Source organism: Salinispora oceanensis (assembly GCF_000383575.1).
GTDB classification, from domain to species: Bacteria; Actinomycetota; Actinomycetes; order Mycobacteriales; family Micromonosporaceae; genus Micromonospora; species Micromonospora oceanensis.
Genome location: NZ_KB911579.1, coordinates 203,787 through 215,921, shown reverse-complemented (window position 1 = coordinate 215,921; position 12,135 = coordinate 203,787). Strand labels below are relative to the sequence as shown.

The 12,135-nt window shown below is 71.3% G+C and carries 13 protein-coding genes; 6 read left to right on the top strand and 7 right to left on the bottom strand.

The window, feature by feature from the left end:
- Positions 1-13 precede the first annotated feature (13 nt).
- The gene (locus SALPAC4_RS0100855) at positions 14-475 is read left to right on the top strand and encodes a hypothetical protein (RefSeq protein WP_019868755.1); all 462 of its coding nucleotides are present in this window, start codon (positions 14-16) and stop codon (positions 473-475) included.
- A gap of 97 nt (positions 476-572) precedes the next feature.
- Here the strand turns inward: SALPAC4_RS0100855 and SALPAC4_RS0100850 are convergent, their stop codons facing one another.
- Both SALPAC4_RS0100850 and SALPAC4_RS0100845 read right to left on the bottom strand, forming a co-directional pair.
- Positions 573-1,610 carry a lytic polysaccharide monooxygenase auxiliary activity family 9 protein gene (locus tag SALPAC4_RS0100850; RefSeq protein ID WP_019868754.1) on the bottom strand — a complete coding sequence of 346 codons (1,038 nt, stop codon included), beginning with the start codon at positions 1,608-1,610 and terminating at the stop codon, positions 573-575.
- Positions 1,611-1,971: 361 nt separating this feature from the next.
- Positions 1,972-3,213 carry a multidrug effflux MFS transporter gene (locus SALPAC4_RS0100845; RefSeq protein WP_019868753.1) on the bottom strand — a complete coding sequence of 414 codons (1,242 nt, stop codon included), beginning with the start codon at positions 3,211-3,213 and terminating at the stop codon, positions 1,972-1,974.
- A gap of 69 nt (positions 3,214-3,282) precedes the next feature.
- Here SALPAC4_RS0100845 and SALPAC4_RS0100840 point away from each other — a divergent pair, with 69 nt between their 5' ends.
- Positions 3,283-3,777 carry a MarR family winged helix-turn-helix transcriptional regulator gene (locus tag SALPAC4_RS0100840; RefSeq protein ID WP_027644802.1) on the top strand — a complete coding sequence of 165 codons (495 nt, stop codon included), beginning with the start codon at positions 3,283-3,285 and terminating at the stop codon, positions 3,775-3,777.
- 7 nt (positions 3,778-3,784) lie between these two features.
- Here SALPAC4_RS0100840 and SALPAC4_RS0100835 read toward each other — a convergent pair whose 3' ends face one another.
- The 5 genes from SALPAC4_RS0100835 to SALPAC4_RS25930 form a co-directional block, all read right to left on the bottom strand.
- A complete protein-coding gene (locus tag SALPAC4_RS0100835; protein ID WP_019868751.1) occupies positions 3,785-4,612 on the bottom strand; it encodes an MBL fold metallo-hydrolase in 828 nt (275 codons plus the stop codon).
- Positions 4,609-5,001 (bottom strand): thioesterase family protein, encoded by a 393-nt coding sequence (locus SALPAC4_RS0100830; RefSeq protein WP_027644803.1) that lies wholly within the window; start codon positions 4,999-5,001, stop codon positions 4,609-4,611. Before SALPAC4_RS0100830 ends, SALPAC4_RS0100835 begins: the two co-directional genes overlap by 4 nt.
- 168 nt (positions 5,002-5,169) lie before the next feature.
- Entirely contained in the window at positions 5,170-6,702 is a 1,533-nt protein-coding gene (locus SALPAC4_RS0100825; protein ID WP_080640829.1) for a PH domain-containing protein, read from the bottom strand.
- Complete coding sequence (locus SALPAC4_RS0100820) at positions 6,699-7,247, bottom strand: PH domain-containing protein (RefSeq protein ID WP_019868748.1); 549 nt, start codon at positions 7,245-7,247, stop codon at positions 6,699-6,701. The genes SALPAC4_RS0100825 and SALPAC4_RS0100820 overlap by 4 nt, the downstream gene beginning before the upstream one ends.
- Before the next feature lie 22 nt (positions 7,248-7,269).
- Positions 7,270-7,494, bottom strand: a complete 225-nt coding sequence (locus tag SALPAC4_RS25930; RefSeq protein ID WP_080638668.1) for a hypothetical protein — start codon at positions 7,492-7,494, stop codon at positions 7,270-7,272.
- Positions 7,495-7,737: 243 nt separating this feature from the next.
- On the opposite strand from SALPAC4_RS25930, the gene SALPAC4_RS0100815 reads away from it, so the two are divergent.
- The 4 genes from SALPAC4_RS0100815 (at position 7,738) to fabG (ending at position 12,128) form a co-directional block, all read left to right on the top strand.
- On the top strand, positions 7,738-8,835 hold the full coding sequence (locus SALPAC4_RS0100815; RefSeq protein ID WP_019868747.1) for an AAA family ATPase: 1,098 nt from the start codon (positions 7,738-7,740) through the stop codon (positions 8,833-8,835).
- Positions 8,814-9,833: a DUF58 domain-containing protein gene (locus SALPAC4_RS0100810; protein WP_019868746.1), complete on the top strand. Its 1,020-nt coding sequence runs from the start codon at positions 8,814-8,816 to the stop codon at positions 9,831-9,833. The genes SALPAC4_RS0100815 and SALPAC4_RS0100810 overlap by 22 nt, the downstream gene beginning before the upstream one ends.
- Entirely contained in the window at positions 9,830-10,780 is a 951-nt protein-coding gene (locus SALPAC4_RS0100805) for a VWA domain-containing protein (protein WP_019868745.1), read from the top strand. The genes SALPAC4_RS0100810 and SALPAC4_RS0100805 overlap by 4 nt, the downstream gene beginning before the upstream one ends.
- A gap of 610 nt (positions 10,781-11,390) precedes the next feature.
- Positions 11,391-12,128, top strand: a complete 738-nt coding sequence (fabG, locus tag SALPAC4_RS0100795; protein WP_019868744.1) for a 3-oxoacyl-[acyl-carrier-protein] reductase — start codon at positions 11,391-11,393, stop codon at positions 12,126-12,128.
- The last annotated feature ends 7 nt before the right edge of the window (positions 12,129-12,135 follow it).

The following is a 12,135-nucleotide window of genomic DNA, read 5'->3' as shown; positions in this document are numbered from 1 at the left end:
AGCGTGCGTACGCATGAGTGACGACCGATTAACCACATCAGAAAAGGAGCTGCTTGTCCGGCTGGGGAGCCTGTTGGCTGAGGTCGATTCAGTTCCGGAGTCGGTACGCGCCGCCGCGGTCGCCAGCTACAGCTGGCGCTCGCCCGATTCCGAGCTTGCCCAGTTGGTGGAGAGCATGTCCGGGGTGGCCGAGGTCCGCGGCGACGAGGCGCGGCTGCTGACCTTTCGGGCAGAATCGATCACGATAGAGGTGGAGGTCATCCCCGTTCGTGATCGGCTCCGGATCGTCGGTCAGTTGGTGCCGCCACAGCCGGCTCGGGTGCAGGTAGAGCAGCCGGGTTCGGAGTCGACCGTCGGCACCGACGCGGACAGTCTGGGACGCTTCATGCTGGACGGCACCGCACCGGGACCGGCTCGGTTGGTCTGCACCCTGGCTGACTCCGGTCCGATCTGTACCGAGTGGACGACCTTGTGATCCGAGCGGTCAGGCCGTAGCGATGTCGGCACCGCCCTGCGCCGCGGCGCAGGGCGGCGCCGACCGTCGCCGCTGACCGCCGGATGTGATCCGCGGTTCAGCTGCCGCTGCAGGTCACGGTCGGTGATGTGTTCGAGCCGGCGAGGCTGGCGAGGAAGCCGAACGTGGTCCTACCTCCTGGGGCCACGGTGCCGTTGTACGACACGTTGGTCACCGTTACCGCCGATCCCGAGTTGGTGTGCGTGCCATTCCAGAGCTGGGTTATTGACTGACCGCTGGGCCAGGTCCAGCTCGCTGTCCATCCGCTCCAGGTGGCGGCGGTGTGGTTCATGACTTCGACCTCCCCCTGGAAGCCGTCCGGCCACGCGTTGATCACCTTGTAGACCGCCATGCAGTCGCCGCTCGGCGGCGGTGTGGTCGGGCTCGGTGGTGCGGTTGTGGGGCTAGGTGGCGGGAGGGTTCCACCGGGGCCGATGCCGGTCACCTCACCGTTTCCTCCGTCGAACGTGACGTCCGAGCAGCCGAAGAAGTTCTCCGGGCTGTCCGAACGGACCCAGCGGGAGTAGATGAGGTGTCGGCCGCTCTTGTCAGCCGGCAGCGTACCGGTGAAGTAGTAGTGCCCGTCGTTGGTGCCTGGACCGCCCCGGTTGGGTGGGTTGGTGACGGTCAGGAACGGTTGCTCCTCCAGGTCGTTCCAGGCCAGCGGGCGGGTTGGGCTCCAGCTGTCCTTGGTGATGTAGAAGTAGAACGTCCCGGGGTGGTGTGCCCAGTTGCTGTAGCGGAACTCCATGCTCTGGCCAGCGGTCAGGTGCGTCAGTGGCCAGTCGTTGCGGGCCAGGTCGTAGCCCAGGAAGCCGGAGTTTCCTCCGCTGCACAGCTGGCCGTCGGGAATGAATCCGACGGTACGACCGGCGGCGTCGGAGCGCAGCACGCTGAACCAGTTGTAGAGCGAGTTGGCCCCACTCTGGTCCACCGCCGCCGAGCAGGCGGGGTTGTGCGGTTGGATCTCACCGGTGGGGCTCAGCCCGTCCCGCCAGCACAGGAAGGTACGGCTGCCGGGGGCCATGGCGGCGCCGTGTGCCGCCGCCGGCTCGGACCTGGTGGTGAGCACCACGACGGCGGCGAGGAGCGTCATGGCCGCGGCGAGGAGCGCGACGGTTCGGGTTCGATAGGAGGACACGGGAGCTCCTGACTCGCGGGGCGCCTACCACCCCGCGCGGGTGACGGGCGCGGGGCGGCACCCGGCCGGCCCGCGGCGACGAGCGGTCACGGTGTAGGCGGCGTGCGCGGGGTGACGGGCACGCGAACCTGTGGTCCGTCTTCGGACCGATGCCCTCGCGTGGAGCCCGAGCCGGCGACGGAAAGCCCTGCGTCGTCCGGCGCCGTTATCGCAACACGGTGCAGTACTCGATCGCAATAGTCGACAGCCAATGTCCTTTTCAGTTGGCGCAGTTCGCGGGAGCGGGGGTGCGAACCTCGCGGCCGCGAGTGCTCGATCAGGGGCGCGGGCGGGCCAGGGTGACAACGGCGGTGAGTGACAGTGCGGCTGAGGCCGCGAGCACCGCTGCCATCGGCACCGCGCTGCCTTCCCCGCCCAACCCGACCAGGGGCGCGGCGAGCGATCCGATCACCGACTGGAGGGCGCCCATCAGCGCCGCCGCGGTCCCGGCGTGGTGCGCGTGTCGGTCGAGGGCGAGGGTCGTGCCGTTCGGCATCACCATGCCCAGTGACGCGATGAAGATCAGCAACGCGCCGGTGAGGAGTAGCTGGCTGGTGGCGATCGCGCCGGCCAGCACGGCCGCGGCCGCCACCGCACTCACCCCGAGGGTGCTGACCAACAGGGTGCGGGGCGAGAACCGGTCCAGCAGGCGGACGTTGGCCTGCCCGACCGCCACGAAGGCCAACGCGTTGAGGCCGAACAGCAGACCGAATGTGCTCGCCGAGAGGTGGAACACGTCCTGGAAGACGAACGACGAACCGGAGATGTACGCGAACAGCCCGGCGAAGGCGAGCCCCTGGGTCAGCGTGTACCCCAGGTAGACCCGGTCGGTCAGGAGTTCGCGAAGCGACCGGACGGTGCCGCCGAGACCGTCGCGGCTGCGCCGGTGCGCGGGCAGGGTCTCGGGTAGCCGGGCCGCCACCACCGCGGTGAGCAGGGCGCCGATGACAGCGAGGAGGACGAAGAGGGTTCGCCACGATCCGAAGCGCAGCACCAGGCTGCCGACGGTCGGCGCCGCGATCGGGGCGAGACCGAAGACCAGGGTGAGCCGGGAGAAGTACTTCGCTGCCGCCCGACCTGAGTAGAGGTCGCGAACGATGGCACGGGTCACCACGGCGGCCATGCCGCCGGCGAAGCCCTGGGCGAACCGCAAGACGGTGAACGTCGATGCGCTGGGTGCCGCGGCGCAGGCCAGGGCGAGCAGGGTGTACGCCGCGAGGCCGATCAGCACCGGGCGGCGCCGGCCCCAGCGGTCGCTGAGTGGGCCGGTGACGAACTGTCCGAGGGCGAGCCCAACCAGGCAGGTGGTGAGGGAGAGCTGGATCTGGGCCTGGCTCGCGTCCAGGTCGCGGGCCATGGTGGGGAGCGCCGGCAGGTACATGTCCAGGGAGAGTGGGCCGATCGCGGTGATCGCCCCGAGGAGGAGCAGCAGACCGAGCCCACCACCGACCCCCGCTGGCTGCGGCTGGCCGGCGGGAGCCGTCGCGGCGGGTGCGGTCAATTGTGCGTTCTGCGTCACTGAGGTCCCCTGGGATTCGCCGATCAACCGGCTAACCTTAGCTCTGTATCCAGAGTCTTTTTACGTGAGGTGGGCGACACAGTGGCGACCGAGGACGTGACGGCGCGGCCGGTGCCGGGCCTCGACCCCGCTTCGACAGCGGCGCTGGGTGCCGTCGTGGGCGAGCTGCACCGCCGGCTGCGGCGCGTGGCCGCCCGCGACGCCAACTGCCTCCCGTTGCCGGAGGCGCAGGTCGAGCTGCTCCTGCTGGTCCGGGCCCATCCGGATGTCAGTGTGAAGGACGCCGCGTGCCGCCTGCACGCGGCACCCAACACGGTGAGCACCCTCGTCCGGGACCTGGTGGCCGCTGGACTGCTGCACCGCGAGTGCGGTAGGGCCGACCGCCGTACCGCCCGGCTGCGCCTCACCGACGCCGCCCGTGCTCGGATCGCAGAACACGAGCAGCAGCGCGCCGCACTGCTCGGCACCGCGGTGTCCCGGCTGTCTCCCGAGGCGCGCGCGGCGGTCGTGGCGGCCACTCCGTACCTGACCTGCCTGGCAGACCTGCTGGACCCTTCGGATTAACCTTCGGTCATAGCTCGCCGTTGAGTTCGGCGTAGCCGCGCCGGGTGGCGATCAGCGCGGGACGGGCACCGAAGGGTGCCTCCGCGGCCACCCGCTCCGCTGGCGTCCCACCGGCATGGCCAGCCCGGATCTGCCAGGCCAGGTCGCTGAGCAGACCGTGCTGGACGTGTACGAACTCCTGGTCAACCAGATCGCCGTGGCCCGGCACCACCACTGTGGTCGGGGTCGTCATCCGCAGCAGCTCGGCGACCGCCTCCGGCCACCGCAACGGGTACGAATCCTCGAACGCCGGCGGGCCGCTCTGTTCCACGAGGTCACCGGCGACGAGCACCTCCACGTCGGGTACGTGCACCACCAGGTCCGCGGCGGTGTGCGCCCGCCCCAGGTGCCGCAGGATGACCTGGCGGCCACCCACGTCGAGCACCTCCCGCTGGTCCACCAGGTGCGTCGGTGCCAGTACGTCGGCGTCGAGCAACTCGTCGGCGAGGTAGGGCTGCTCGTCGCGCATCTCCGCAGATGCTTCCCGGCGCAGCCGGTCCGGGTCGCTTAGGGCGGCGGCGGCGAGCGGGTGCGCGTAGACCGGGCTGGGTGGATCGCCGGCCAGAGTGGCGTTGCCGAAACAGTGGTCGAAGTGGTGGTGCGTGTTCACCAGTACCCACGGGTGTGGGGTGACGGCCCGCGCCGCCCGGGCCAACTCCGCTGCCTGGCCGGCCGTGGAGAGGGTGTCCACGAGCAGGGCCGCGCCGTCGCCGACGAGCAGGGTCACGTTGACCTGTAACAGCGGCTCGCGTAGTACGTGCACCCGGTCGGCGACTTCAACGAAGCGGAGGGTCATGACGACCGCCCGGCCCGCTCGAGGAAGCGCTCTCGGTCAACCAGGAGTCGTTCCACCCGCCCCTCGGCAATGGTGGCGCCGCCCTCGGTGACGGAGATCGCAAAGAGCAGCCGCCGGTCCTGGACCTCCGTCAGCCGGGCCAGCGCCACCACGGTCCGGCCGACCGGGGTGGCAGCGCGGTGGTCCAGCTCGATTCGGACGCCCACGGTTGTGGTGCCACCGGGGAGCTGGCGGGCGATCGCCGCGACCGTCGCCGCCTCGGCCAGGGCAAGAATTCGCGGCGTGCCCAGGACCGGCACGTCGCCCGAGCCAATGGCCTGGGCGGTGTCGGCATCGGTGACGATCAGCTCCACCCGGGCGGTCGAGCCCGGGGAGAAGGGCTCCTGCATGGTCACCAGCCTATGCGTCGGATGGGGCGCCGGTCACGCTTGAGCCGAACCGCCCAGGGCCTCCTGCCTCCGCCGCTACGCCAACCTCTCCCACTGCGTTGGTGGCGGTTGCCGCTGCGGCCGGGTCGCTGATCGGCGCCGAGCGTCGCTACCTGGATCAGCTGCTCGCTACCGCGGTCGGCTGGCACGGCGTGCCTGGTGCGCGCGTACGGTCAGCTCGGCGGCCAGGGCCCACGCCTCGGCGACTGCTCGGTCGGGGGCGGCGGCCCCGGCGCCGCCGGCGGTGTCCGCGTGCACCGTCGCCAGCCCCAGCCGCCGCTGCACCGGCCCCTGCACCACTCGTACGCTCTGGATCCTCGCGTACGGCACGACGACGATCTGGCGGGTGAGCAGGCCGGAGCGGACCGCGAACACCCGCTCGTGCAACCCAGCACCGAGTACCGGCTGACTCAGCGGGTTCAGCCAGCGGGCCCGGGACGGCGGTGCGGTCAGCGGCAGCTCGTCAAGGCGTACTCCGGGCAGCACCTCGGCGAGGATCGCCTCGGCCACTGTTTGCCTGCCGACCGGGAGAAGCTGGTCTGGTCGGTTGCGCCCGTCAGCTTCCCCCGTCGAGTAGCCGGCCACCTCCAGCCGCAGCCGCAGCCAGCCCTTCGCCCGCCACAACAGCGGCCAGGTGGCACCGACCGTCTGCACCCGGTGCAGTGGCACGGTCTGCGCTCGCGTCTCCAGCAGACCGTTGCGGATCCGCAGGGTGTCGGCAGCGCGAGCCAGCTGGAAATTCCAGTCGTCGAGCACGCGGCGGATGGGCTGGAGCAGCACCCCGGCCATCGCGGTCAACGTGCTCGCCACCGCGACGAACGACCAGGAGTCCCCGGAGAGGAACTGCGTCGCGACGAAGGCCACCCCGAACGGGATCATGAAGGCCTGTGGGGTGAGCAGCTGGCTTAGTAACAGGTCCTGGTTCCGGACGGCGTGTAGCGGTTGGCCGGGCGGAGCCGACTCCGGCCGGACCAACGGCGCGTCCGGTGCCGGTGCGGTGGCCTTCGGTTGTGGACCAGCCAGGGCGAGCAGCCGCTGTCGCAGGGCGGCGGCGTCCGCCACGCTCAGATAGGCCAGCGGCGCCTCGGTCTTGCCGCCACCGACCACTTCGAGGCGTAGCTCCGCCAACCCGGTGAGCTGGGCGAGTAGCGGTCGGACCACCTCCACGGCCTGGAGCCGCTCCAGCGGGATCGCCCGGATGCGTCGCCAGAGCAGGCCCTCGTACACCCGGAGCTCGCGGTCCACGATGTGATAGCCGGTGTTGTACCAGCTGACCACCGCGAGCACGGTCGCACCGAGTGCCAGCACCACCGCCATCACGGCGAACCAACCCACGCCGACCCGGGACAACGTGGACCAGGAGAGCCCAGCGATGACCACGACCAGTGACTTGGCACCGTGCAGCGCGGGGGAGAGCGGGTGTAGCCGCTGCCGCCGTTCGGCGCCGTTCGGGGGCACCGGTGGGGTGGGCATGCCGGCCGGTGGGTACCAGCCGGGGTGCGGTGGCGGGGTGGGCGGATATCCGCCGGGGTGCGGCGGGGGCATGCCGGCGGGTGGGTACCAGCCGGGGTGCGGTGGCGGGGTGGGCGGATATCCGCCGGGCTGTGGCTGTGGGTCGGGCGGCCGGGTCTCTTCTGGGTCTCGCGCGGCCGGCTCGCTCACAAGCCCTCCGCCCGGTCGCGGCCGAGCGCGGTGAGGCGGTCGCGGAGTCGGGACGCCTCGGCCGGGCGTAGCCCCGGCACTCGAGCGTCGGTGGCCGCCGCCGCCGTGTGTAGTTGAACGGTAGCCAGGCTGAAGGCCCGCTCCAGCGGGCCGGCGCTGACATCAACGAACTGCATCCGCGAGTACGGGACGATGGAGAGCCGGCGCACCAGCAACCCGTGTCGGACCAGAAGGTCATCCTCGCGTTCGGCGTACCCCCACGCGCGTACGGCCCGCACGATGGTGATCGTCCGTAGCGCGGTCAGCAGGAGCACCCCGGCGAGGGCCACGCCGAACGCACCCAGGCCGCTGACTGCCCACCCCACTGCCAGCCCGGCCAGCACGATGACGATCAGCACAGCCAGCCGCAGCAGCTCCACCCAGATCAGGTCGGTGGAGACGGACCGCCAGCGGACAGTCTCCGGCCAGGGCTCCAGCGGACCGGGGTGTGGACCGGTCGGGGGCGGGGCGGCGGGCGGGAGCCCGGCCTGGTCGTCGCCGGTCACCGTGTGGTTCCGTTGTGCGCGTTCACGAGTCGAGAGTAGGCGATTCTTCCGTCGGAACAACCTCGCGGAGGAAGCCCCGGGCGCCGAGGAAGTCGCCGAGCGTCACCCGGTGCTCGGGACAGGCGAGCCAGGTCTTACGTCGCGCCGCGTCGTGTAGGCGGGGATTGTTCCACCGCAGCGCCCACTGGGCGGGGGCCGTGCAGCCACGGGCTGAACAGACCAGGGCGGGGTTTGCGGGGGTATCCATCCCGGCAAGTCTAAGGGTGGCCGAGGGAGAGTTTGAGCGCCGGGCGACCACGGGGGGAGCCGCCCGGCGACGGGATGAATCGTACACGTTCCGTACCGATCGCTGTCCACCCCGCTGACGGGCGATTTCGGTGGATCGGCCCGCGGGGCGGGAAACGGGGGCTCGCGCCGCCGCGCACCGCCACCGATCATGTCAGTCTTGTACCGCACCACGCCCGAGTACCGATCATGCTGTGGAGGACCGGTGGCCCAGCCGAGCACGCCCGATGCCAGGACCTCCGACGGGTCGACCCCCCCGCCGTCTCCGCAGAGCACTCCGGCCGCGGACGCCACCTTGCTGGAACGGGCGCTGTTCGAGGTCAAGCGGGTGATCGTCGGGCAGGACCGGATGGTCGAGCGGATGGTCGTCGCGCTGCTCGCGCGGGGGCACTGCCTGCTAGAGGGGGTTCCGGGGGTGGCGAAGACGCTCGCCGTGGACACCCTCGCCACGGTGGTCGGCGGGTCGTTCGGCCGGGTGCAGTTCACGCCCGACCTGGTGCCGGCCGACATCATGGGCACCCGGATCTACCGACAGTCGAGTGAGAAGTTCGATGTCGAACTGGGGCCGGTGTTCGTCAACTTTCTGCTCGCCGACGAGATCAACCGGGCACCCGCCAAGGTGCAGTCGGCGCTCCTGGAAGTGATGAGTGAGCGGCAGGTCTCGATCGGTGGCGAGACGCACCGGGTACCGGACCCGTTCCTCGTGATGGCCACCCAGAACCCGATCGAGCAGGAGGGTGTCTACCCGCTCCCGGAGGCGCAGCGGGACCGCTTCCTCATGAAGATCGTCGTCGGCTACCCGACAGCCGCCGAGGAGCGGGAGATCGTGTACCGGATGGGCGTGGCACCGCCGGAACCCGACCCGGTGTTCACCACCGCCGACCTGGTCGCGTTACAACGCAAGGCGGACCAGGTCTTCGTGCACAATGCCCTGGTTGACTACGCGGTCCGGCTGGTGCTGGCGACCCGGAGTCCCGCCGAGCACGGCATGCCCGACGTCGCCCAGCACATCCAGTACGGGGCGAGCCCGCGGGCCTCGCTCGGCCTGGTCCGCGCCACCCGAGCCCTGGCGCTGCTACGCGGCCGGGACTACGCGCTACCCCAGGACATCCAGGACATCGCGCCCGACATCCTGCGGCACCGGCTGGTGTTGAGCTACGACGCGCTCGCCGACGAGGTGCCGGCCGACCACATCGTCGGCCGGGTGCTGGCGACGATCCCACTGCCCGCGGTGGCACCGCGCCAGCAGGCCACCCCGGCCGCTGTGCCCCCCGGCCCCGGGTGGCCTGGGCAGCAGCCGTGACCCCACCCGCCCGTCGGTCAACCGACGCCGCCGGCCATGATCCCGTCGACCCCACCGTCCGTAAGCGCACCGAGGCCACCCTGTCCCGGCTGCACCTGCTCGTCACCCGCAAGCTTGACGGTCTGCTCCAGGGCGACTACGTCGGACTGCTACCCGGTCCCGGCAGTGAGGCGGGGGACTCCCGCGAATACCGCCCGGGCGACGACGTGCGGCGAATGGACTGGCCGGTCACGGCGCGCACCACGATGCCGCACGTGCGGCGCACGGTGGCCGACCGGGAGCTGGAGACGTGGCTTGCGGTGGACCTCTCGGCCAGCCTCGACTTCGGTACCGGCCGCTGGCTCAAGCGGGACGTGGCGGTGGCCGCCGCCGCGGCACTGGCTCACCTGACCAGCCGGGGTGGCAACCGGGTCGGCGCGGTGATCGGCACCGGGAGCGAGCCGGCCGCCGCCGGTCGGGGTGCACCGGGGTCCGGGCCCGGCCGGTTCACCCGGCTGCCCGCTCGCTCGGGTCGCCGGGAGGTGCAGGCCCTGGTCCGGGCCGTCGCCGGCACCGAGATCCGGCCCGGCCGGGGCGACCTCGGCGCCCTGGTCGACCGGTTGAACCGGCCGCCGCGGCGGCGCGGGGTGGCGGTCGTCGTCTCCGACTTCCTGGCGCCACCGGCCCAGTGGGCCCGGCCGCTGCGCAAGCTGCGAGTACGCCATGACGTGCTGGCCATCGAGGTACTCGATCCGCGGGAGCTGGAGCTGCCCGACGTGGGCGTACTGCCGGTGGTTGACCCGGAGACCGGCGAACTGCACGAGGTACGGACCGGCGATCCGCGGCTGCGCCGCCGCTACGCCGAGGCGGCTGCCGCCCAGCGGGCGGAGATCGCCGCGGCGCTACGTGCCGGGGGCGCCGCCCACCTGAGACTGCGCACTGACCGAGACTGGCTGCTGGACATGGTGCGCTTCGTCGCCGCGCAGCGGCACACCCGCACCCGGGGGACGACACGATGATTCGCTTTCTGCAACCGTGGTGGCTCCTGGCCGTGCTGCCGGTCCTCGCCCTCGCCGGGCTGTACGTGTGGCGGCAGCTGCACCGCCGGGCGTACGCGCTGCAGTTCGGGAACGTGGAGCTACTGCGTACGATCGCGCCGAAGGGCGTCGGGTGGCGTCGGCACGTACCGGCGACCGCGTTCCTCCTCTGTCTGCTGGTGCTCGCCACGGCGCTGGCCCGGCCGTCGATCGACACTCGGCAGCCCCTGGAACGGGCTACCGTCATGCTCGCTGTCGACGTCTCCCTCTCCATGCAGGCCGACGATGTGGCCCCGAACCGGCTGGCGGCGGCCCAGGAGGCGGCGCAGCAGTTCGTCGCCGAGCTGCCGGCCAGCTACAACCTCGGGCTGGTCTCGTTCGCGAAGGCAGCCAATGTGCTGGTGCCGCCGACCAAGGACCGGCAGGCCGTGGTCACCGCCATCAACGGCTTGGCGCTGGCCGAGTCGACGGCGACCGGGGAGGCGGTCTTCACCTGCCTCGAGGCGATCCGGTCGGTGCCGGCCGACGGCGCGGCGGGGATTCCGCCGGCCCGGATCGTGTTGCTCTCCGACGGCTATCGCACGTCGGGTCGGTCGGTGGAGGAGGCCGCCGCGGCGGCGCAGGCCGCGAACGTGGCGGTCTCCACGATCGCCTTCGGGACCGACGGCGGTCAGGTCGACATCGGCGGCCAACGCCAACGGGTGCCGGTGGACCGACTCGCCCTGGCGGATCTGGCGGCGACGACCGACGGGTACTTCTACGAGGCGGCCTCGGTGAGCGAGCTGAAGCAGGTGTACCAGGACATGGGATCGTCGATCGGGTTCCGGACCGAGCCGCGCGAGGTCACCCAGTGGTACGCCGGGGTGGCGCTGCTGCTGGCGCTCTGCGCCGGGGCAACCAGTCTGTTGTGGTCGTCTCGGATCGTCTGACGCCGCCGCTGCCGGCGGAACGGGCCGAGCTGGGATTCGGTGGCGGTCAGTGACCGCCACCGGCCAGGACGAAGAGGACGGCCACCCAGACCGCGGCCAGGGTGAAGCCCAGGGGGGCGACGTAACGGCTCATGGGAAGTGGCTCCGGTGGCGACTGGGCGCGGGCGTCGGGGCCCGCGGGAGGGTGGTCAGAACGCGCACACAAAGTCGTGGCCGGCAGCTCCGATCGTCACCCCGTGATCGGTCCGGTGTGGGCCGGCATCCGGTGGCGCGAGGGAGCGGGTCTGGTCAGCCGTGCTAACGGAACTTAGCGGGGCTGCCGGTCGGCCCGGCCACGACTCGGAGGATCGCTATCTCGCACAGCGATCACCTCCTGCGGTCGGCGGGGCCCAGGGATGCGAGTCGTAAGGCGGGCTCGCAAAACGGCGCCATCGTACACCTTGGTCGGTGGGATCTCGAAGCGGGCCGGGGTGGGGGTGACCGTCGCCGGGTGGTTGCGGTGGATTTCGCCTTGTCGGTGACGGTCACCGCCGTGGCGCGTTAGCGCTTACCTGCCGGTAACCCCTAGGCTCCGACCCGACGTGGAGATCTTCTGAGCTGAGGGGGAATCGTGGCCCGTACCGTGCTGGTGACCGGGGGCAACCGCGGTATCGGTCTGGCGATCGCTCAGGCCTTCGTCAAGCAGGGCGACCGGGTGGCGGTGACCTACCGGAGTGGGGCGGCGCCCGGCGCCGACGCGGCCGACTCGGGGACCGAAGGTGGCCGTCTCTTCGGCGTCCGCTGCGACGTGACGGATTCTGACTCGGTGGACGCGGCGTTCACCGCCATCGAGGCGGAGCTCGGCCCGGTCGAGGTGCTGGTGGCCAACGCCGGCATCACCGACGACACGCTGCTGCTGCGCATGTCCGAAGACCAGTTCACCGGGGTGCTGGACACCAACCTGACCGGCGCGTTCCGCTGCGCCAAGCGCGCCTCGACCAAGATGCTCCGGGCCCGGTGGGGTCGAATGATCTTCATCTCCTCGGTGGTCGGGCTCTACGGCAGCCCGGGGCAGGTCAACTACGCCGCCAGCAAGGCCGGCCTGGTCGGCGTCGCCCGCTCCATCACGCGGGAGCTGGGAAGTCGCAACATCACCGCGAACGTGGTGGCGCCCGGCTACGTCGAGACCGATATGACCGCCGCGCTACCCGAGGACCGCAAGACCGAATACCGCAAGGCCATCCCGGCGGGCCGCTTCGCCGCCACGGACGAGGTGGCCAGCGCCGTCACCTGGCTGGCGGGGGACTCCGCCGGCTACATCAGCGGTGCGGTCATCCCGGTCGACGGTGGCCTCGGCATGGGGCACTGAGAGGAGA